Annotated in this window: 22 protein-coding genes; 6 read left to right on the forward strand and 16 right to left on the reverse strand. The window is 29.9% G+C overall.

All coding sequences use genetic code 4. The features are described 5' to 3' along the window. Positions 1-102: 102 nt before the first annotated feature. From rpsO to truB, 4 genes are all read right to left on the reverse strand, one after another. Positions 103-369 carry a 30S ribosomal protein S15 gene (rpsO, locus tag EXC45_RS01640; protein WP_051616931.1) on the reverse strand — a complete coding sequence of 89 codons (267 nt, stop codon included), beginning with the start codon at positions 367-369 and terminating at the stop codon, positions 103-105. 89 nt (positions 370-458) lie between these two features. After that, a complete protein-coding gene (locus EXC45_RS01645; RefSeq protein WP_051616930.1) occupies positions 459-1295 on the reverse strand; it encodes an FAD synthase in 837 nt (278 codons plus the stop codon). Positions 1296-1298: 3 nt separating this feature from the next. Next, positions 1299-2111 carry a YcsE-related riboflavin metabolism phosphatase gene (locus EXC45_RS01650; protein WP_036433822.1) on the reverse strand — a complete coding sequence of 271 codons (813 nt, stop codon included), beginning with the start codon at positions 2109-2111 and terminating at the stop codon, positions 1299-1301. Beyond that, positions 2111-2944 (reverse strand): tRNA pseudouridine(55) synthase TruB, encoded by an 834-nt coding sequence (truB, locus tag EXC45_RS01655; RefSeq protein WP_036433820.1) that lies wholly within the window; start codon positions 2942-2944, stop codon positions 2111-2113. Before truB ends, EXC45_RS01650 begins: the two co-directional genes overlap by 1 nt. Positions 2945-3047: 103 nt before the next feature. On the opposite strand from truB, the gene gmk reads away from it, so the two are divergent. Genes gmk through EXC45_RS01680 form a run of 5 tightly spaced genes read left to right on the forward strand, consistent with a single transcriptional unit; the run spans position 3048 to position 6886 of the window. Then, on the forward strand, positions 3048-3656 hold the full coding sequence (gmk, locus tag EXC45_RS01660) for a guanylate kinase (RefSeq protein ID WP_036433818.1): 609 nt from the start codon (positions 3048-3050) through the stop codon (positions 3654-3656). Continuing rightward, positions 3640-4398 carry a PP2C family protein-serine/threonine phosphatase gene (locus tag EXC45_RS01665; RefSeq protein WP_051616929.1) on the forward strand — a complete coding sequence of 253 codons (759 nt, stop codon included), beginning with the start codon at positions 3640-3642 and terminating at the stop codon, positions 4396-4398. Before gmk ends, EXC45_RS01665 begins: the two co-directional genes overlap by 17 nt. Next, a complete protein-coding gene (locus EXC45_RS01670) occupies positions 4388-5368 on the forward strand; it encodes a serine/threonine-protein kinase (RefSeq protein ID WP_036433814.1) in 981 nt (326 codons plus the stop codon). Before EXC45_RS01665 ends, EXC45_RS01670 begins: the two co-directional genes overlap by 11 nt. A 7-nt stretch (positions 5369-5375) precedes the next feature. Further along, on the forward strand, positions 5376-6218 hold the full coding sequence (gene rsgA / locus EXC45_RS01675) for a ribosome small subunit-dependent GTPase A (protein ID WP_036433813.1): 843 nt from the start codon (positions 5376-5378) through the stop codon (positions 6216-6218). Then, positions 6218-6886, forward strand: coding sequence for a ribulose-phosphate 3-epimerase (locus EXC45_RS01680; protein WP_036433811.1), 669 nt, complete (start codon positions 6218-6220; stop codon positions 6884-6886). Before rsgA ends, EXC45_RS01680 begins: the two co-directional genes overlap by 1 nt. A 7-nt stretch (positions 6887-6893) precedes the next feature. Here the strand turns inward: EXC45_RS01680 and EXC45_RS01685 are convergent, their stop codons facing one another. From EXC45_RS01685 to EXC45_RS01735, 11 genes are all read right to left on the reverse strand, one after another. Beyond that, positions 6894-7736 carry a hypothetical protein gene (locus EXC45_RS01685; protein ID WP_036433809.1) on the reverse strand — a complete coding sequence of 281 codons (843 nt, stop codon included), beginning with the start codon at positions 7734-7736 and terminating at the stop codon, positions 6894-6896. Between the two features lie 32 nt (positions 7737-7768). After that, positions 7769-8437 (reverse strand): CDP-diacylglycerol--glycerol-3-phosphate 3-phosphatidyltransferase, encoded by a 669-nt coding sequence (gene pgsA, locus EXC45_RS01690; RefSeq protein WP_051616928.1) that lies wholly within the window; start codon positions 8435-8437, stop codon positions 7769-7771. Positions 8438-8440: 3 nt separating this feature from the next. Next, entirely contained in the window at positions 8441-8974 is a 534-nt protein-coding gene (locus tag EXC45_RS01695) for an MHJ_0274 family protein (RefSeq protein WP_036433807.1), read from the reverse strand. Between the two features lie 7 nt (positions 8975-8981). Continuing rightward, positions 8982-9302, reverse strand: a complete 321-nt coding sequence (locus EXC45_RS01700; RefSeq protein ID WP_036433805.1) for a hypothetical protein — start codon at positions 9300-9302, stop codon at positions 8982-8984. A gap of 8 nt (positions 9303-9310) precedes the next feature. Beyond that, a complete protein-coding gene (gene mgtE / locus EXC45_RS01705) occupies positions 9311-10798 on the reverse strand; it encodes a magnesium transporter (protein ID WP_036433803.1) in 1488 nt (495 codons plus the stop codon). A 15-nt stretch (positions 10799-10813) separates the two neighbouring features. Continuing rightward, entirely contained in the window at positions 10814-11395 is a 582-nt protein-coding gene (locus tag EXC45_RS01710; protein WP_036433801.1) for a diadenylate cyclase, read from the reverse strand. 1 nt (position 11396) lies between these two features. After that, positions 11397-11690, reverse strand: a complete 294-nt coding sequence (locus EXC45_RS01715) for a hypothetical protein (protein ID WP_036433799.1) — start codon at positions 11688-11690, stop codon at positions 11397-11399. A 93-nt stretch (positions 11691-11783) separates the two neighbouring features. Next, the gene (locus EXC45_RS01720) at positions 11784-13019 is read right to left on the reverse strand and encodes a hemolysin family protein (protein WP_036433797.1); all 1236 of its coding nucleotides are present in this window, start codon (positions 13017-13019) and stop codon (positions 11784-11786) included. A gap of 61 nt (positions 13020-13080) precedes the next feature. Then, complete coding sequence (locus EXC45_RS01725; protein ID WP_036433795.1) at positions 13081-14544, reverse strand: DnaB-like helicase C-terminal domain-containing protein; 1464 nt, start codon at positions 14542-14544, stop codon at positions 13081-13083. After that, positions 14531-14989 carry a 50S ribosomal protein L9 gene (gene rplI, locus EXC45_RS01730; protein WP_036433793.1) on the reverse strand — a complete coding sequence of 153 codons (459 nt, stop codon included), beginning with the start codon at positions 14987-14989 and terminating at the stop codon, positions 14531-14533. Before rplI ends, EXC45_RS01725 begins: the two co-directional genes overlap by 14 nt. Further along, positions 14970-16973, reverse strand: coding sequence for a GGDEF domain-containing protein (locus EXC45_RS01735; RefSeq protein WP_036433791.1), 2004 nt, complete (start codon positions 16971-16973; stop codon positions 14970-14972). The genes rplI and EXC45_RS01735 overlap by 20 nt, the downstream gene beginning before the upstream one ends. A gap of 183 nt (positions 16974-17156) precedes the next feature. Between EXC45_RS01735 and EXC45_RS01740 the strand changes: the two genes are divergently transcribed. Further along, positions 17157-17978 (forward strand): PTS glucose transporter subunit IIA, encoded by an 822-nt coding sequence (locus tag EXC45_RS01740; RefSeq protein ID WP_051616927.1) that lies wholly within the window; start codon positions 17157-17159, stop codon positions 17976-17978. A 92-nt stretch (positions 17979-18070) separates the two neighbouring features. On the opposite strand, the gene EXC45_RS01745 is transcribed toward EXC45_RS01740, so the two are convergent. Then, complete coding sequence (locus tag EXC45_RS01745; RefSeq protein ID WP_036433789.1) at positions 18071-22429, reverse strand: hypothetical protein; 4359 nt, start codon at positions 22427-22429, stop codon at positions 18071-18073. Between the last annotated feature and the right edge of the window lie 47 nt (positions 22430-22476).

Genomic DNA, 22476 nt, shown 5'->3' on the forward strand with positions numbered 1-22476 from the left:
TAATAAGGGTTTTATTTTAAATTTTCAAAATAAAACTTTTTTATGTTTTTTCTTAGTATATACATTATAAAAAATAAATAAAAAGTGCCAAAGCACTTTCTCTTATTTACGAATATTAAGTTCTTCAAGACATCTTGAATATTCAGCTGGATTGGTTTTTCTAAGGTGTTGTAATAACACTTTACGTTTAGAAATTTTTGCTAAGAAACCTCTTTTTGAGTGGTTATCTTTAGGGTTGTTTTTAAAGTGTGGTTTTAAAAGCTCAATATCTTCTGTTAAGATAGCAATTTGAACGAATGTGTTCCCTGTATCTTGAGCATTTTTCCCATATTTTTTAACTAATTCAGCTTTTCTTTCTTTTGTAACCATAATTTCTCCTCAATTATGTTTTAAACGTAGCCAAAAATCTTGTTTTTAACCAAGTTTAAAATTTATGTTTTTTAAATATTTCTTGTTTATTATATCAAGTTTTTATTTTTTAAAAAATAAGATTTTCCTTCGTGTAAATCACTATCTTTGATTTTGTCTTCGTTTTGTGAAATGATCAATCTTTGGAGCGAAAGTACTTCAACTAAAAGTCGTTGATTTTGGTTGAATTTCATTGGAGTATCAATTAAAGTAATTTCTTTTTGAGAGCTTAAATTGTGATGCAATAAACCATAGTAAACCATTAAATGAGTTTTAATAAGTACACAATAAATTCCTGAATGTAACTGAGCTAATTCTTTTGAAGTTTCAATTAAATTCGGATCTTTAAAAAGGCCTGAAAAAGAATAATTTTTAGGTAGTAATAAATTTAACTTATCTACTTCTCCAAACTCCAAAAGATCTTTTAAGTCTTTAGTGCTAATTTTAACATTTTGAATTTTGTATAAATCCACAATTGTAACATTAGCGTTAGTAAGAATATTTTTGATGTCTTCGGCCTTGTATTGAGCTCCTTTACCAAAACGAAAATCCTTTCCAACTACCAAATTAATTGGAGCATCTTTAAAAAGATTTATTAAAAAGTCTTTTCCATCCATTAAGGAAATATCTTTAAAATTCAACTCAACAACAGCATCAAAACCAAGTGTGGCAAAGTTCGTATATTTTGCAAAGTTGTCTGTAAAAAAACTTTTGCCAAATTTAGGCATTAAGTCTTCATTGTTAAAACAAACAATGATTTTGCGTCCTTTGTTAGCATGAATTGTTTTCAAAAGTTGAAAATGACCCATATGAAAAGATTCAAAGGCACCTAAGATGAAATTGTCATTTTCTTTAATTTCAAAATTATTAATATCGTAAATAAGCATAATTTAAATTAAGTTAAGTTCTTTGAGTTTTAAATAAGTACCTTGGTATTCGCAATCTAAAGCTACGTCTTTTGCTACTTGTTTGAGTCTTTCTGAAGCTCTTTCCATAGCAACACCATACCCAGCATCTCTGAGCATTTCATAATCGTTTGAGCTATCTCCAAAAGCAATTAGGTTGTCCATTTTTAGATTTAAATGTTCACATAAAATGCTCAAAGTTGAAGATTTGTTAATGTTTTTAGGTGAAATAAATAAACCTTTAGTTCACACAGCATTAACTTCCATAGCTAAGTTATTTTCTTGAATGTATTTTTCAATTTCAGGAATAAGTTCATCGGGATTTAAAGCGTTAATGGTAATTAAATATAAGTTATCAGTACTTAATACTTCTTCTTGAAAATCATAGTAATTATGTGCGTGTGGGCGAATAAATCAACTATTTAAATCTAAATCAGGTGATTTAAAAACTTTGTCAAAATCAGAAATTGAAAATCCTTTAATTGAATCTTTAAATTGATTGTATAAAGGAATAACTTCATCTTTAATTAAAGTTTTTTTGTATACAAATTCTTTTTTAGCTACATCTCAAATAAATGAACCATTAGCTCCAATAAAGTAATCAGGTTTAAGTTGTTCTAAAAAATTACCAATGGTAGCAAATTCACGAGCAGTAGCTACCACGCTAACAATGTTTTTTTCTCTTAAAAGCGAAAACATCTCACGAACTTGTTCTCCAAAAATTAAGTGAGTGTTTGGAAGAAGTGTCCCATCCACATCAAAAGCCGCTATTTTAATTTGTTCTTGTAATTTTGTCATTATATCCTTTCAATAAATACTTTGTCTGGTTGATAAAGATTATTGTTTATTTCTCCTACTGAAACAATCAAATTCTCTTTAACAATTAAGTATTTTCCATTTGGTTGTTTGCATTCAAAAGCGTTACCGTTTTTTAATGCTTTTATTCATTTATCGTTTAACTCTAACCTTTGCAGATCAATAAGCCTAGTAAAATCAATTTCTTCATACGTATCTTCTGATAAGCCATCTAAAGTAAGATTTCCAATTTGGGTTCTTTTTAGCGAAGTCATCACACAAGTTGTATTTAATTCGTGAGCAACATCTCGCAATACCGAACGTACATATCCTCCCGCAGAAATTGTTAATTTAATTTTAAAAGTTCAGTTTTGATTGTCAAAATCTAGTAACTGCAAGTGATGAATTTTGATTTTCTGGGGCTTTAATTCGAACTTAATGTTGTCTCTACTTAAATCATAAGCTCGTTTACCATTTATTTTTTTTGCACTAATTTGAGGAGGAATTTGTTGAGTTGTTTGCTTAATTTTGTTGATGGCTTGTAATAATTGATCTTTAGAAAATTCAACTTTAGAAGTTGCTTCTGGGGTGCAATTGTAATTGTCAAGGGAAGCGCTTTGATAAAAAAACTGAGCTTGAGCAATATATGTTTTAGTGGTATGAGTGATATATTCTAGCATTCGAGTATCTTCATGAGAGGCAATAATCATCAATCCGCTTGCTAACGGATCTAAAGTTCCAGTATGACCAACTTTTTTAGTTCCTAATTGTTTTCCAATTTGACGAACTTTTTGGTTAGAAAAAACATTCTGAGGTTTGTAATATTTTAAAAACACAACACCTCCTATAAGCTATTTAATTTTACTAAATTTTGTTGATATTCCTTTAGTCATAAGCTTTTATTTATTAGCCCAAAAAATGGTATAATAAATAGCAATTATGGCAGGAAAAGGAAACCCAATTATCATTTTTACAGGACCCAGTGGTGTTGGAAAAGGAACAGTGGAAAGACTTTTGTTTGACTTTGACGAACTTAATTTATCTCTTTCATGTTCTGCCACCACTAGACAACCAAGAGAAGGTGAATTAAACGGAATTCACTATCATTTTGTGAGCGTAGATGAATTTCGTCACAAAATTAAATCTCGTAAATTTATTGAGTTTTCTTATCATTTTAATAATTACTATGGAACTTTATATTCTGAACTTGATAAAATCCATGCCAAAAAACGTGTCCCAATGCTTGAAATTGAAACTCGAGGAGCCAAGCAAGTAATTGAAAAACTTTATAAACAAAACGACCATAATTACAATTTAATTACCATTTTTCTTGCTCCTCCTTCAGTAGAAGAACTCAAAAAAAGAATCATTAATAGAGGAACCGAGACTAGCGAAGTTATCAAAGCTAGACTTAAAAAAGCAACTGAGGAACTTGAAGAATCAAGTATTTTTAAATATACCATTATCAACGATACTCCTGAAAGAGCTGCTGAAGAAATCAGAAGCATTTTACACAAAGAATTAGGTATTGATGAAGATAGCAAGTAAATCTATAAAAGGAAATTATCGTGCTAAAAATGATGATCGTGTTGGTGTATTTGAAAACGATCATGCTATTTTAGCTGTACTTTGTGATGGTATTGGTGGATATTCAGGCGGAGATATTGCAGCTAATATTGTCGTTTCTGAATTTGGTTTAAAATTCCAAAAATCATTTGTATATACTGAATTTGACAAAATTGAAGAGTGAGTAGATAAAACAGTTTCTGAATGTCGATTACTTATTCGTAAATCCGCTGAAGTAAACAAAATTACCAAAAACATGGGAACTACTTTAACTGGCGCTATTCTTTTACCTAAAATACAAAAAGCTTTGCTTTTTAATTCTGGAGATTCTAGAGTATATATTTTAACTAATCAAAATAATTTAATTCAAGCAACCAAAGATCATAATGTGGAGAACAAATTAATTGATGAAGGTGTTAGCATAGAAAACGCTAAAAAAAACCCTATTGCTTCATATTTGACTTCCGCAGTTGGTTTGAATATGAAAACTACTATTCACTTTGAGGAAATTGAAACCAATATTTACCAAAAAATTGCTAAGTTTTTAATAACTAGCGATGGAATACATGGTTTTTTATTCTTTCAAGAATTACAACATTTTGTCAATAAAAATCTTGAGCCTTCCGAATTAATTGAACAAATTCTAGATCAAGCAACTATTGCTGAATCTACTGATAATATGAGTGCTATTTTAATTGATATGGAGTTAAATGATGAAAAGTAAATACATTTTAGATAGTTCTCATGTATATCAAAAATACGAGATTGAAAAGCTCATTGGTTCAGGAGGAATGGGTTCGGTTTTTTTGGTTCATCTAAAAAATGATCCTGCCCAAAAATTTGCTTTGAAATATTATAAAAACGCCATGGAGACCAATAATGCATTGCGTTTCAAAACGGAAGCTAAATTGCTCAAAGAAATCAAAAGCAAGTCAATTCCAAAGTTTGAAGAATTCTACGAAGATAATGCCGAAATGTTTTATGTCATGGAATACATTGAAGGAGAAACGCTTAGTGATTTGTTGGCTAAAAAAGGACGTTTGGACACCCGTAGAGCCATTAACTATATGAAACAAATCAATGAAGGAATTGCCGAACTTCACGCTTTTAACATCATTCATCGTGACATTAAAAGCCAAAACATTATTGTAACCAAAAACCAAGAAATCAAAATTGTTGATTTAGGAATTTCACTTGCACCAGATTCACAAAGAATCACCAAAACTAGCACTATTGTGTGTTCACCATATTATGCTGCTCCAGAAATTAATGATAAAATCACCAAAGCTGTAGATATTTACGCTTTAGGAATAGTCTTTTTTGAAATGCTTACTGGAAAATATCCTTTCCGTGGCAAAGATGAATACGAAACCATTAAAATGCATAAAGAAAAAGACTTTCCAAACATTCGTGAATTCATCGATGTTCCGTGATCCATTTATAACATTATTGCTAGAGCAGTGGCTAAAGATCCGAAAAAACGTTATGAAGATGTATGAAAATTCAATAAAGATTTGACTAATGCTTTAACACCAAAAGGAAAAGCTGAAAAACCTCTTAATATGAAGACTTTACAAGTTAGAAAAACCAAAGATCTATTTTTTGCTTCGAATAAATTTTTAGTAATTGGAATTGTCATATCAATTATTGTTATTGCAATTGTACTAACGATTGTCTTTTTAAAAATTACTTAGGAGGATCATGAAAGGTAAAATTTTTAGTATCATCGGTGGAGTTTATACTGTTGAACTACAAAATGGTGAACAAATCAAAATTTCCGCCGCTGGAAAGCTACGCTATTTAAATGTCACCCCTTTAGTAGGAGACGATGTTGAAATAATAAACAATCAAGTAAGCGAAATTCTCCCTCGTAAAAATTCTTTTATTCGCCCTAAAGTAGCAAATGTAGATCAAATGATTTTGCTGATGTCTTTTAAAGAACCTGAATTTAGTTCGTTTTTGCTTGATAAATATTTAAGTATTGTTGAAAACAAAAAAATCAAGCCGATTTTATTTTTTACTAAATACGATTTGACCAACGAAAATCATTGATATGAACAATATCAAAAAATGAACTATGAGGTGTATTTAATCAATAACACATCTAGCGAATACGTTAATTCAATAAAGAATATTTTTCAAGACAAATATTCAGTATTTATGGGTCAAACCGGAGTTGGAAAGACTACAACTATTAATAAATTAAGTAATAATAATTACCAAACTCAGAGCATTTCTAAAGCTTTAGGAAGAGGAAAACATACCACTAGAGCCATTCACATTACCCCTTTCAATAATGGATATCTAATTGACACTCCAGGGTTTTCTTCACTAGATTTAGATATGGATAAGTACGAATTAGCTCGTAGTTTTGCTAGTTTTGATACTTTAGCACAACAATGCAAATTCCGTTCATGTTTGCATTTAAATGAAGATCAATCAGTGTGTGCGATTAAACAAGCAATTAACACTGATGTTGTGCCTAATTTTAGATATGAAAACTACGTGAAATTACAAGCTCAACTTAAAGAAAGAGAGAAATAATGAAAAAATATGTTACACCTAGCTTATTAAATGTGGATGCTGGTGATCGTTTACAAATGGCCACCACATTAATTGAACAAGGAATTAAATGAATTCACTACGATGTTATGGATGGTGAATTTGTTCCAAACACTGCCATCGAACCTCAAGAAATTATGGAAATAAATAAAAAAGGACCTCAACACTTTAAAGATGCACACTTAATGGTAAGCGATCCATATCTATATGCAAACTTGTTAGCTGAACATGTTGATATATTAACATTTCACTACGAAGCAATTGTTGATGATACTGATGAATTTTTAAATTATATTTTAGATAATAAAGATCAAATGAAATTTGGTTTAGCTATTAAACCTAACACTTCTGTTGAAAGTATTAAAGAATATCTTCCTCATTTAGCTTTAGTTTTAGTTATGTCTGTGGAACCAGGTAAGGGAGGACAAAAATTCATGCCCGTTGCCATAGACAAAATCAAAGAACTCAAACACTTACGTTCTTTACATGGATATCAATACTTAATTCAAGTAGATGGTGGAATTAATGGCGAAACAGGTCCTTTATGTTTTAAAGCCGGGGCAGATGCTTGTGTGGCTGGAACTTACTTAATTGTAGAACCTACAAAAGAAAGAATCAACACAATTTTTGGTGAAAAATACGCAAAATAAAAGCAGCTTAATTGCTGTTTTTATTTTGAGTTTTATTCTTTACAAATTCTTGAATTTTAGCTTCATTGTCATTAACAAATTCAGAAATAGCAATTTTGTTTGCCTCTTTTATTTCCTCATCAGTAAATTTGGTTGATATTTCAGCAAGCTTTAGAAAATTTTCTTTTTGAATGTCAATTTCATTTTGGAGTTTTTCGTATTCAATAGTTGTAAAAATTTGATCTAAAACTTTAGTTTGATAAAAAGTCAATACGATCGAGTTAAAGAAATTATTAACTCTTTGAAGGTATTTTTCACGAACTTCCTTGAGCTTTTGAAAGTTCGGTCTTTGTTCATCTTGAACAATGTTTAGTGTTTCATTTAAAAATAAATCTAAATAATGTTGAGCAGAGGTCATTCCAATAAAGTTAAATTTAGTTTCAGTGTCAAGTAGCATATATGGAGTGATTGCTTCTAATGAATTATAAATTAAAGTATTATTTAATAATTGTTTTAACAGTTCTTCACCCACTTTAATAATTGTTTGAATTTGCGCTGATAAAACACGTTGATTTTCTTCTGAAACAGTATTTAAATCAGTATATTTATTTTCTTCAATTTGCTTTAAAATGTTGGTATAAACTTCATAAGATTTATTTAAAGAAACAAGCATAAATTGTAGTTTTTGAGCATTCTCTTCAGTTTGATTGGCTGTTGCTTTAACTTTATTAACAAAAGTAGTTAATTGATTGTAACTGTTTTTAAAATGATTCTTTTTAAATAAATTATCACAAGAAACAACTCCTAAAGCACTTACAGCAATAATGCTAGCAGGAATTGTGGCTTTAATTCAAAATTTTGAAATTTTCATATTGTTATTGTATCAAAAAAAGAAGCATTAACTTACTTCTTTGTTCTTTGTACTTTTAAAAGATATTCCACTCCAGATGTGTAACTTATAACCACACTTAAAATTAATAGCACAAAAATAATTCATCTGTTAACCACTTCAAATAAACCTTCCTCAGCTAAGACATTTGAATAAATAGTAAGAGCATTAATTAAAAGTGCATAGATAACTACAAGTGAAATAAAAAAAGTTTTAATGCGTCCTAATTGTGAAGCTTTTACATCAATTCCTTTTTTGGCCATTTGTACTCTAGAGCCATCGACAATTAAATCTCTAATAATAATTAAAACAACTAATCCTGGATTAAATCAGCTAGATGATACATCCGGATATTTTGGTAAAGCTAAGTACACAAAAGCAACAACAGTAATTATTTTATCACCTAAGGGATCTCATAACTTTCCAAAATCAGATACTACTTTCCATTTTCTAGCTAAATATCCATCCACAAAATCTGTAGAAATAGCCACCACAAAAACAACAAGCATCAATCAAGCTAAAAAGATATCATATCCACCAAAGAAAATCGCTAATCCTCTTGTAGTTGTGATATTAGGAATATATTTAATAACAATAAAAAACACTAACAAAAATGCTAAAACTATTCTAACCACGGTTAAAACATTTGGAATTTGTTTTTTCGCTTGTGAATTAACTTTCATGAATTATCTTCTTTCGATTCTCTTTTTCTTTTCAAAAGCATAATGTTGACGCATGAATTCAACTTCTTGTTCATATTCTTTTTCAAGCATGGAATCTTTGGCTTTTTGCTCTTCTTTTGCAAAAAAGTCAATTGCGTTTTTACATTTGCTATCTCAAGAATTTGATTTAGTATCTTTTAAGTCGTTCACATGTTTAACTAACAATTCTAATTCAGGATTTGGTAATACAAATCTTTTGAAACGATCTAACTTAACCATTTCCTTTAAGTATTCGCTAGCAATGAAGTTGATATCTCCCATTTTCATTTCACCAATACTTACTTCAAAGCTTTTTAGTTCTTTTTGGTTTAAACGAATTAATTCATTAACAGTTACAACTACTGATTGAGAATATTTTCTAGCTTCAGTTTTAAACTCTTCTAGCAGTTTCTTTTCTTTGCGTGCATCAAGTTTTTCTCTTACGACTTTGTAAACAATAAATCCAATAATTAATAAAATGAATGCACCAAAAAGTATTCAAATATATATATCACCCATGATTCTCCTATTTCTCGATTTTTAATTTTCATTTATCTGGTTTTTGTTCGGTAAATTGTGCCATTATGTTTTCAAGATCTTTTTCAGTTAAAGTTGAACGTTGAATTTCATTGTGTAAATAGGCACTGTATTGACGATAATTAAAGCTGGGTTTTGGGGTTACTTTTTTGTAAGTAATTCTTCCTCCAACTGATAATGGCTCGTTAATTTCCACTTCGGTTCCAGCTACTAAGTCCTTCATTTCTTTTTTAAGAATACGAACTTGGTCTTGAGCTTCTTTGAGCTCTTCAGCTAATAATTTTAATTTTTCAATATTTGCAACTTCCATATTTCTCCTTATACAGCAAGTGTTGGAATAACTCCGGTTTTCACTCCAATATACAGCATGGCTATATTAATTCCAAAGAAAATCAATGTTGAAAGCGCATCTGAAAGAGTAGATAAAATTGGTGCTGACATAACAGCTGGGTCTTTTTTAAATGAAATAGCTAAAAGCGGAATAACTGTTCCTAAAAACTTTGCAAAAATAACCACCACAAAAAGCGAAATTGAACTTCCGATAATCACAAAAGTCAATCCTTCTCATGACACTTCTTTTTCTTTGAAAATCAAAAAGTAAATGTAAAGTCTTAAGATGTTAAACACAAACATTACCAAACCAACAATAAAGGCAACTTTAATTTCTTTTCACACTGCTTTTCAGGTATCTTTGAGTTCCAATTCTCCTAAGGCACTAGCCCGAGTAATTGTGGTAGAACTTTGGGAACCGGCATTTCCAGCCGATCCAGAAATAACCGGGATAAGACCAACTACAATAGCTACAGGAATAGTTATTTTTAAAGATTCTTCAATAAAGGTTTCACTAATGTGAGTGAATTGTTCAATAACAAGTTGACTTAGAGTAGCTGAGAGCATTAAGATGATCAGTCATAAAATACGCGATTTTACGATGGTTTTAACGCTTGTTTTTAAATAACTATCTTCAGCAGCATCAGGATTAATCCCGCTCATTTTATAAATATCTTCTGTGGCCGCTTCTTGAATAACATCAATAACATCATCAGAAGTAATCATTCCAATTAAAAAGTTTTCACGATTAATAACCGGAAGAGTTGATCTATCTTGATCAGCGAAAATAAGAGCCGCTTCTTCTTTAGAATCGTAAGTGTATACCGATCTTACTGGCGAATAAATTTCATCAATAACTTCGTCCTCATCAGAGAAGACAATTTCTTCTAAAGTCACCGATCCTAGTAAAATTCCTTTTTGATCAACAACATACAAGTTATGTGAAAGCTCCATTTTGTTGCGGTAGTCACGACGAATTTTGTTTAAAGCTTTTTTACATGTTAAAGTATTGGTTACAGTGGAAATATCCACTGACATAATGCTTCCAACTTGATCATCACTATAAGATAAAATCGAGTTGATTTTGTCACGCTTTTCTTTTTCGGTGTCATTTAAAATTTTACGAGTTAAATTAGCAGGTAAATCTTCTAAAACGTCAGCTAACTCATCGGTTTGGAGTTCTTGAAGAACCTTTATTCCTCACTCTTCAGTTAAATTACTTACTAGTTGTGATTGAATGTTTTCATCTAAGTAAGAAAAAAGTTCAGCAGCATCAGCAGTTTTTAAAGAGCGAAGTAAAAATAACTGATCACTGGGTTGTAAGTTTTCAGTGGCATAAGCAATATCTGCTAGTGTATATTGATCTAAAAATTCTCTAATTTTTCGAATGCTTTTAGATTGAATCAGTTTAGTGAGTTCAATGAGAATTTGCTCTTCAATGTCATTGGTGTATTCTAAGTTTTTTGCTTCCATCATTGAACCTCCTTTGAATTAATCTTTAATGTATTTTAATAAGGTTTCCCTAAAATCAGCAAGAGGCACTTTAGTCATTGAAGTCCCTTTTAAAATAGTAATTGTTCCTGTTTCTTCAGAAACAACAACAGTAGTGGCGTCTGATTGCTCAGAAATCCCTAACGCAGCGCGATGACGTGACCCTAAACTATTATCAACACTTTTACGAGTGATTTTGTAAAAAGTAGAAGCATAATAAATTTTATTATCTCTAATGATGACTGCTCCATCATGAATTGGGCTTTCTTTTGAAAAAATCGCAATTAATAAAGAACTAGACAAATTAGCATTTAAAATTACCCCATCAGTTCTTAAATTATCTAAATTTTCATTATTTTCAAGTGTAATTAAAGCTCCAATTTTGTTTTTAGATAAATATTCAACAGCATCTCTAAGTTCATACAAGAGTCTTTCTTGCGATGATTTTCCCAAAGATCGATACTTATTTTTGATGATTTTGTTTGAAATAAAATCTCTTAAAAAAGGTCCTACTTGCACAATCAAAATTCCTAGTACAATTAGAAAAATTAATAAGACAAAAATTAAAATAACAGCAAGCATACTATGAGGCGAATTTTCCTATTGCGTATGATACAAGTAATAATAAAGTTATTGTTAACAAAATCACGCCAATATAAATAATGTTTAATCAAAAACGTCTTTTTTTATCTTTGGCTTCTTGAAGTAATTGTTCATGAGTTTTTTCTGGTAAAACTTGACCTTGATCATCATAACTTGCAGCTATGATACGATTAATTTCTTGTTTACGTAAGTTGATCAAATGTTCAGGATCTAGTTTTGATTCTGAATTTTTCTTATCGTCTTTAGTGGTTTTTAGTAATTTTTTAATGTCCATAATGACCTCTTAAAATATTTATATTTTAATTTTACTTTATCGCTTTAAAAACGCAAATTTTATTTTAAAAATAAAAATGCTTTTAAGGCATTTCTAAAGTTTGTTAATTTCAATAATGCTATGACTTTTTTTGTCCTTGGCAATTGAAATGACTTTGAATTGATATTTCTCATCTAAAACAAATGATGTTTTTTTGTACAGCTTTTTATCGCCTGTTTTCTTAAGTAAATACTGCTCTAAAGTTAGTTCTTCTTCATCTTCATTTAGTAAAGAAACTTCAATGTCAAGTTGCTTAAACACATCATAAACATATAATTCGGCCTGCACTTGTGATTTTTCTAATGATAATTCATAAATTTCTTCATCATCATCGTGCTCATCATAAATTTCACCCACAATTTCTTCTAAAATATCTTCGATAGTAATAATTCCTTTAACTTTAGTTGAATTATTATTTTCAACTACAAACGCCATTTGAGCTCTTGCTTTTCTGAGCTTATCTAGAGCCGAAGATAATAAAGAGTTAACAGAAATGTAAGGCACAGTTTGCATGTAATTAATTACTTTTCCGCGTTTAAGGTGAAAAATGTCTTTAAGCATAACCATTCCAATTAAATTATCATTTTTCATAATTGGTAATCTTGAATAATTGGTTTCTTTAAATAATTGATGGGCTTTAGCAACATTATCTCGATAATCTAAATAAGAAACATCTTTTAAACGAACATAATGTTGTTGCACTTTGGTTGAATCTAAGTCCAAAGCATTTTTTACCAATATACTTTCAGCCGTTTGCAGAACCCCTTCATTTTGGGCTAAATTAATCATTGTTTTAAGTTCATCTTCAGTATGAGTGACTAATAATTCTTTTCCAATTTTACTAATTGGTAAAGTTAAAATTCATAAAAATCAGTACATCACTTCAATAAAAGGAGCAAAAACTTGCAAGTATTTTTCTGGATTGTGTTTTGCAATTAGTTTTGGACCAATTTCACCAAAAATAAGTAAAATCGGAGTGACAATTGCAATTGAAATCACTGTTGGTCATACACTGTTGCTATCAAAAGCCAATCCCAATAAAAAAGAAGTTAATACTGATGAACCAACATTCACGATGTTGTTTCCAATTAAAATAGTTCCTAAGATTTGATTAAACTTACTTCTTTGTTTTTGAATTAAATTCGCATTGCGAACTTTTTCTTCGACCATATGGTTAATTTTAGCCACTGAAATAGTGCTATATGCAGTTTCACTTCCACTAAAAATGGCACTAAGTAAAAACAAAATAAATAAAACAATTGATAACCCAATTAACAATCCTAAACTCATAAAGCACCCTCCTTAGAATTGTTAATGTGTAAATGGGATATAGGTTCCATGATTCTCCTTATTAATTTTCTTTGATAAATTCGTTAAAACTAACGATAGATCCATTATATTGCAATCCAGCAATACCTGGTTGTCCGTTTCTGTTTTTAGCAACAGAAACTAAGGTGTTATACACCATATCTTTTTCTTTAGAATCGTTATTTCTACTAAGGAAAATAACAATATCAGCATCTTGTTCAATTGATCCAGATTCTCTTAAATCGTGTAATTGGGGACGCTTATCTTCACGTGTTTCGACACTTCTAGATAATTGTGATAAAGCCATAACTGGAATTTTAAGCTCTAAAGCTAATGTTTTGAGCTGTCTTGAAATAATTGAAACTTCTTGTTGACGATTTCCTCCTGCTCCATCAGGACCAGATATTAATTGTAAATAATCAATAATAATTAAATCTAGTTCATAATTAAGATTTTTATTAAGCAATCTTAATTTTCAAGTGATATCATCAATACTGCTAGTTGGAACATCATCAAAATATACATGCATATCATTAAAAGACAATGTTGCAGCGTCTAATTTACTTTTTTCAATTGAATTTAATTTCTTTGGATCTTGAATTTTATCTAAGTGAATACCTGAATGAGTTGATAAAAATCTTGAGGTTAATTCACTAGCTGGCATCTCAAGCGAAATAAAAGCAACATTGCGAATTTTGCGTTTTTGTTCTCCTAAAGAATTAATTACCTGCGAATTAGATTGCAATATATTATCTAAAGTAATATTACGAGCAATATTTAAAGCAAAAGCAGTTTTTCCAATTCCAGGTCGAGCCGCTAAAACGATAAATTGTCCTGGTTTAAAACCATTAACATATTTATCAACTGCTTCAAATTTGGTTTTAAGTGATTTATCATCACTTTCTCCAATAATGCGTTCGTCAATTGATTTAAGTAATTCTTGTGAGGTTTCTCTTAGATGCTTAAAACTACTACTTTGAATTGAATTTTGACCATTATCAGATAAAAATTGTTGGATATCTGAATAAGCTTCTTTTCATTGCAAATTAGCATTAGGTTTTTGAATTTTGTGCAATTCATATGCATAATATGCTTCTAAGTTACGCATTTTAGTAAAATCAATTAATTTTTCAATATTGCTTAAAAAATGAGTTTCATTAACCACTTTTGAAGAAATAAGTGATAATAGCAATTCATTAATCATTGAAAAAGCATTGTTATTTTGTATTTTTGGTAAATTCTCAATTAAGTTAGCATAATCAAAATACGGAAACACACTTCCTGCTGTATTTTTCAAATGTAAGATATAGCGAAAAACTTGTTTATTTTCCAAAATGAAAAAGTCATTTTCTTTAAGATATTGAACTCCTCTTTGTTGCATCTCTTCATCTCAAATCATTGATGCTAAAACATTTTTTTCTATTTCGTCATCTTGAAAAGAGGTATTTGGATTTAAAAAAGGTTCAATTAAATTAAGAGAGTTTTTTTCAAAATTATTTTGTGACATTAATTGTAATTTCCAATCTTATTGTTGCATTAATATCTTTGTATAAATTTGCCATTACTTCATGACTACCTTCAGATACAAAGTGAATTTTTTCTAATGCATGTTTTGGTAAGTTGTAACCAAGTTTTTTCAATTCGTCGTGTACTTCCTTAGTTGAAACACTTTTATGAACATTTAAATTGTGATTTTTATCAACAGCTGCTTTTAATTCAAATTTTAATAAAACTTGTTCTAATTGCTCTTTTAAAGCAATATATTCACTTCTTTTTTGGTGTTCATCTGCTGAAAGTTGTTGCAATTTTCTTTCTAATGATTTAGCAGTTTTTTCATTGTAAGGTAAGGCATAACCACCTTTGATTAAAAAGTTAGTTCCATATCCATTTGAAACTTCTACTATAGTATTTGCTTTTCCATCTTTACAATCTTTAATTAAAATTACTTTCATTTTTTCTTTCTCCTGTCATTATAATTGCGTGTCTTATATTATCTACAAAGACACTAAGTTCTTCTTGAGAAACAGCTGCAGCTACACCAAAGTGTCCTCCACCACCAACTGATTCACAAATAATTTGCACATTAGTATTAATTCCTCTAGCACTTAGTTTATAAGTGTTTGGAACTTTAGATTCTTTTAGTTTAGCAACTACAAATGAAGCCACTCTTCCTTTGATTTTTAAAACTTCATTAGCAGCAATTGAAATAGTATCATTTGAAGCTTCAATATTTGAATAAGCCAAGAAAAATCCTGGTTTAACTTCAGTAAGATTTTTTAGAATGTTTTCAACGGTTTCACGTGTTTTATTGTCAATTTTTAAAATCTCTCCTGCCACAGATCCGCGAGCACCTTTAGACTCTAAATATCCAGCAGCAGCGAAAGCTCTTTGGGAAACTGATTTAGAAAATTGGCTGGTATCTAAATAAATACCATTTAAAAGTAGTTGAGCAGCCGTTGTGCTGATATTAACTTTATTTTCAATGAAAGAGATAATTTCAGTAACAATTTCCGAAGCTGATGAAGCAGTTGTATCAATATATACATTTGTTCTTGGACAATAATCCACGCTTTTTCCTACACGGTGATGATCTAACACAAAGACATTATTTCTATCAGTATTAACTAAAGCATGGGGATTATCAGTACGAGCAACATCGGAATTATCCACAAACACAACCATTGTTTTTTCGTTGGTCATTTTAGTTAATACATCCATAGTTTTAACTGAATAAGGTTCTGATAAAACTTGTTTCATTTCATTCATCATTAATGAAGCGGTATTGTCAAATGTGATATTTCCAATGTAAGCTTTTTTATTAAATGATTTGGCAATTTCATATATTCCATAAGCGGCTCCTATTGCGTCTAAATCAGCAATAGAATGTCCGTAAATAATAACTTTGTCAATTTCATCACTTAGCAGTTTTTTCTTCATTTCTAAAGCAATATTTTTTACTTTAGTCCGACTATTGTCAGCTACAATTTCGGAATTTGAACCAAAGTAAATTGGATTATGGGTATTTGAGAAAATCGCAACTTGATCTCCTCCCCGGCTTTGAGCTTGTAAAAGAGCTTTTTTAGCTTGTTCTAGTTGCTCTTTCAGAGAACTTCAACCACTTGCAAATCCCATTGACAATGATAATTTATTTACATCTGCTATATCTCTTTGATTAAGTTTCATAAACAAATCAAAGTGTTCTTGCTTAAGTTGGCTTAAAGTTTTTTCGTTGGCGAAAATAATAAATTTTCCATTGGTGTATTGACGATAAATGATGTTATATTTTTTAACATAATCTTCAATGGTGTCAATAACAGCTTTGTTAATACGAAAGAATTGCTCTTCAGATAAAATTGATTGATAAAGTTGGAAGTTATCAATTTCAATTTCTCCAATGACTGGTTTTTGTTCTCAAGCTTCAGTTTTAAACAAATGCTCAGTGGAAATATCCCGAATTACAATGGTGCTAGAAATTGGCCAAAATTGTGCTTCGTAAATATTATTGCTATCTGAGAATTCAATTCTGTTTTCATTAAGATCGATTTTTTTACGGTCTTTGTGAAATTTATTAAAGAAATCTTCAACTGTTCATCCGATAAAATCATTTTTAAATTTCGATTTTAAAAATGAACTACTTCAAACAATTTCTTGTCCTGAATCATAAATAATAATTCCAATATTGTTATTGGCCATGGTATCTTCAATAAAAGAATTAAATGATTTTCTAATTAATTCACGCGATTTGACAAAACGTGAAATAAGAAAATAAAGCACAGCCGCTTCAACACTTAACACTGTTAAAATTCCTAACAATAATCCAAATAACACATAAGTGTTATCTCTGTAAATAACAAGAGGAATTAACAATCCAATAAAAGAAAGACTAAACAACACAAAGATTACTGCTGTTAAAATAATTTTATTTCTATTTTTCAATGTTTCCCCTTTAAGTGTATTTAAATAAATACTTTATTTAAATTATACAAAATTTGTACTTTTTAAAGGTTCTTTGCTGTGGTAAAATTTTTACACTTTAAACAACACTTTTAAGCGTTTATGTTAAAACAAATAAAATTATTTATAATATAAACAAATTTATTATTTATTAAGCGAGGAACTATGTCAACACAACAATCATTAAGTGAAATTAACAAAGAATACGCCAAAAAAATCGTTGATGCTTTTGGAGGAATTAATAACATTACAGGATTTAATAACTGTATTTCACGTTTAAGATATGATGTTAAAAATGTAACTTTAGTTAATGTAGAAACATTAAAAAACTTAGGAGCCGCTGATGTGTTTGTGTACGAAGATCAAAAACACGTCCAAGCAGTATTTGGAATTAAAGCTGAAGGTTTAAATCAAGAAATTAAAAAACATGTTGCTGAATGAAGAGAAGCTGAATGCAATCAAGATCCACTTTGTGTAGAAGAAAAACACGAAGAGCAACTAGATGCTTTTGATAAAAAAACTCTAACAGAAGTTCAACTTATTGCTCCTTTAAACGGAGAGATTAAAAAATTACAAGAATTAAACGATGGTATTTTAAGTGAAGGTTTAGCTGGTGAAGGATTTGTTTTAGAACATCAAGAAACTTCAAAAGTTACTTTACTTGCTCCATTCACTGGAACTTTAACTATGATGCCAGCTTTTCAAAATCAAATGATTTTAAAAAGTCCAAACGGTTTAGAAGTGTTGATGGTATTTGGACTTGATAGTTACAAAATCAATGGAATTGGATTTAAATCACACTTATCTTTAAACAAAGCTGTATCAAAAGGAGATAATTTAATTGATATTGATTTTGAAGTTCTGAAAAAAGAAAATCTTGATACTAGAATCGCCTTTATTGTAACTTCAGATTCTAAATTAAAAAACTTTAAAGTATCACCTAAAACAGTTAAAATGGGTGAAACATTCATGGTTATTAAAAAATAGCTTGCAGCAATGCAAGTTTTTTTATGCACATTTTTTGCAATAAAAAACAGAGGTGGTGAATCTCTGTTTTAGTTTGAATTATTTATTGATTATTAATTTGTTGAAGTTGTTGTTGATGAATTGGTGTTTTCATCTAATGCGTCTTTAGTTTGTTTTACGTTTAAAATAAATAATCTTAATTCTTTGTTAATTGCATTTGTAATGTTTGCAAGTTTTGCAGCAGGAGTTTCTCCTTCTTTAGCACTTCCATTAAGTACTGTTTTAGCTGTAGCAACTTTTTGTTCTTCAGTTACATTAGCATCATCAGCGTTCTTAATATCTAATGCAAATAATGTAAGAAGAGATTTTTGAGTAGCACGCGCTGTAGCGTATGCGGTTCTAGCGTCTCTGTTATTTGATTGAACATCTGTATCGAATTTTGCAGTTTCTGCAAGTTCATTAAGTTCTTTAGCTTTAAGTTTGTAAAGATCTAATTTATTGTTGTAAATTCTTTCAAGAGCACCTTGATATGCTGCTTTAGCAAGTGAGTATGCTCCATTGTATTGTTCAAGAGCTTTTCTGTAAAGTCTTGAAGAATTTTGATCTTCAGCAGCTTTGATTAATGCTTGTAATCTGTCAGCTTCTTTGTAGAAGTTTACAATTAATTTAACATCGTCAACCAAATTGCTTTCTGAGTATGAGTGTTTTTTGATGTGGTTTGCTGGATCAGCTTCGTGATCATCATGTAAGAATTCTTTATTAACTTCTAATAAATCTTTAGATAATTTATCAAGATCTTGTCCTGCATATTCATTATCTGAAAGTTCAGTTTTCTTAGTGGTTAAATCAGCTTTTTCAGCATCGGTTAATTGACCATTTTTGTATTCTTCTAAGTGAGCTTCAAATGCTCTTAATTTAAGAATAAATTTAGATAATTCTTCCATTCTAATGTAGTTTTTATCACTTACACTATCTGAAGGAAGACCGATAAAGTAGTCCTTGATTAATTTTGAAAAATCGTATCCAGTTTCTTTAATTTCAGTGAGAAGTGCAGACATTTTATCAAGTTCAGCAATTTCTTCTGCAAAAGACGGAGATTTTAAAGCTTCTTCGTTTGAAGTTTTATCTGTTGTGTAGTATCCAACATATTTTTCAATAAGTTCTTTAAGTTTGTCTTCGGTATCTTTAAATCTTGGATCAGTTGTTTCTTTTTCTAAGAATGATTCAGCAACGTATGAAGTAATTCTTGTCATTGCTTCTCTGAATTTTTTCTCTAATTCAACGTATGTAGCAAGTTCATTGTCTGAATATTGTTTTGTACTGTATTCTTGCTTATCTTCATTTTTAGCGTTTTTAGGTAATACAGTTTGTAAAGATCCAACTTGTGATTGATCTAAGTAATCCAAGAAGTTAGCAACATCTCTTAAGTCACCTTTGTATTCTGAAGCATTTTCTGTATTGTAGTTTTCTCCAAGGAATTTATCTACAGAGTATTTAGCTTTATCACCTTCAGGTCCACCAGGGAATGAATCTGGTCTTGTAAGCATTGTGTAAACTTTATTTCTAAGATCTTCAAGGTATTTAGCTTTATCTTCAGGTTTGAAATCTTTAAGATAATCTTTAAGATCTTCGATTTGGTTGTGTTGATCTTCAGTAACAGGTGTTAATGCATAAGCTCTTTCTAAAGCTTGTAATGCTTGATTTACACTTGTTAATAAGAAGTATTCAAAATATCTATCACGAAGTGCTAAATCAGAATCTGCAAATGTGTAGTTTCTGTCATCAATAAGTTTTGTTTTAGCTTCTGAAGTTTCTCCAGCTAATGTCATGTATTCTTGGAATAATTTTTTAACAATTGGGAAGTTTGCTGTATAGTTAGTTGCTCCTGGTTCTGCTGTTGGTTTATTAGCAGATTCAGTTGCGTCAGGATTTGTCATATCAACAAAGAAAATATTTTGAGCTTTTTCTTTTGTTTCTTCGTAAAGTCTTTGAATTGCTTCAGGTGTAACAAGATCTGAATTTGTTCCTGTTGCAAGTCAGTTATAAGCAGCAAGTCCTTTTAATCTTCCAAACACTTCTCTGAATTTAGGTAGTCTCATTTTGTATAAGTCGACGTTAGCTTCGTAGTAGTGTTTTTCTTTAGTTAATGATTCAGCTGTAAATTTATTTGCTTTTGAATTCATTACAAACATATTTGTTTCGTCATTTTTATTAACGTTTTCTGATTGTAAGAATTCTAAGAATTTAATGTAGTAAGCAAGATCTGAATTAAATAATTCTGGATTTGATGAATATAATGGGTATTTACTTAAATCATAAGATTTTCAGTAATCAGCTTCTTTTTGGTTAACTGATGCATAATCAATTTGATCGCCTGTAACACCTCTTCAAACAGGAAGTGATACTTGAGCAATTCTCATTCATCTTTGCATGTCTTTGGCAGTAGCTTTGTGTTCTTCTGTGATATCAGCATTAGCCATTTTTTCATATTCTGCTTTTGCATGTTTAATTACAGAATCTAATTGATCCAAGTAATCTTTAAGCATAAATTCACGTGCTTTAGTTACATATTTAGGATTTACTCTATATGCAGATAAGAATGCAGCATGTCTATCTTGAACAACTTGGGTTGTAGGGTCTTCAACTAAACCTAAAATAATTCTTCTAGCATTTTCTGAAGAACCAAGTTGGTTAAGTCCAAGTGATTCAAATTCTTCTTCTCAAAGTTTTTTAGCAAATTTTTCTTTATCGTAATCACCAAATGATCTAATAACAGCTGATTCAAGTCCTCTAAATTCAGGTTTTTTAGTAATTTCTTCGAATTTAGCAACTAATTCATTTGCTTTAGTTTTAAGAGTTTGTAATTCGTACTGATCAGCATGATCTTTAATGTATTTATTTGCTACAAGTGAATTTAATCTGTCGATTGCTTCGTTGTATTCAGGTTCTAATTCCATGAATTTGTCAACATTATATTTATATACATCGTATTTATTATTTACATCAAATACTCAGTGTTTTGTAGCTGGAGTGTCTTTATCAGTTACATTTTGTGCTTGTAAGAATGTTAAGAATTCATCAAGTTTTGCCAAATCTTTATCAAATTGTTCTTGAGAGTATCATGAATTTTCGGTTTCTGTAATAGTGTCTCTAAATGATTTGTAGAATTCAAGTTCTTTTTGTTTTCCTTCTTCAGCAGTCACTTCATTTGTGTTTTCTGTAATTCCTGCATAAGCAAATTCGCTTTGAGCATCAGTTGAACCTAGTTTTCTTGTAACGTATTTAAGTTCTAATTGTGCAATTCTAATTCATGATTTGTATCTATCAGATGCAGCTTTTTCTTCATCTGTAGCTGGAATTTGTTGATCAGCATCACGTAAAGCATTTAATTCAGCTTCAATATCATTTAAAAGTTTGTTTCCGCCATTTTCTGAGTTAAGAAGTTTTAAAGTAACGTATTTAATTTTATCTTCTAAAGGAAGATCTAATTCACTGTATTGTTCTAAAACAGCTTGAAGTTTGTCTTTGAATTTTTCATCTTTACTTTGTAAAGTGTCAAGCTCATCTAAAACAGCTTCTAAATCAGCAGAATATTTTTCTCTTAATTCAGGTTTTCTAACTCAGTAAGGGTTTTCTTTAATTGATTGAGCTTTATCTCTAAAGTCTTGAACATAAGTGTCAAAGTCTTTATCTGATAATCCATTTTTGTTTGTGTTGTTTAAGTATTCTGATGCTTTAAGTGATAACAATCTGTGAAGAGCTTCTTTGTATTCTGGATACATTGTTTCAAAATCATCAACTTCGTGTTCTAAGTATTGCCCAAGAGATTCAACTTCAAAGTCTGTTGAGTATCCTTCAACTTCAAATCTATTTTGTAAGAATTTCAAGTAATCTTCAAGAGTTTTTAAATCTTTATTAAATTGATCAGCTGTATAACCTTCTACGTTTGGAACATAACTTTCAAGATCTTTAAATTCTTTAACTCTAGCAGCAACATCGGTGTTTGCTTCTGCTCTCATTTCTGATTTAAATAATTCAGCATTAGCTTCTTGAAGAGCAGTTAATGAAATAAAGTAGTTAGGATTTAATTTGAATCCTCTAATTGTGTATGATTTTTGATCGCTTGTAGTTTTTGTTTTGATATCTTGAAGTTGATATTTTACAACTGTGTATCCATTGTAGTTTTCAAATTCAGCGTTTACAACTTGATATTTGTCTGGGTTGAATCCGTGGAATTTAACATCTCTTACACTTTTAACGTATGATGAGTATACATCGCTAATGTTTGTTTTTACTCTTTCGTTCTTGTCTTCTGAGTTTTTGTCAAATACAGAAACTTGAACTAAAGATGCAACAGCATTCACAATAGCTTTATTTTCTTCAGCTGTTCTTTCATTTGAACATGACATAGCAGCTAAAGGAATTAATGAGGTTGTTGAAGCACCTAAGATTAATTTATTTTTAAGACGCATTTTTTCTCCTATGTATTTTGTAGACAAAACATTGTGCGAGCACAATA

The organism is Mycoplasmopsis columboralis (assembly GCF_900660675.1).
In the GTDB taxonomy this organism is placed as follows: domain Bacteria; phylum Bacillota_I; class Bacilli_A; order Mycoplasmatales; family Metamycoplasmataceae; genus Mycoplasmopsis; species Mycoplasmopsis columboralis.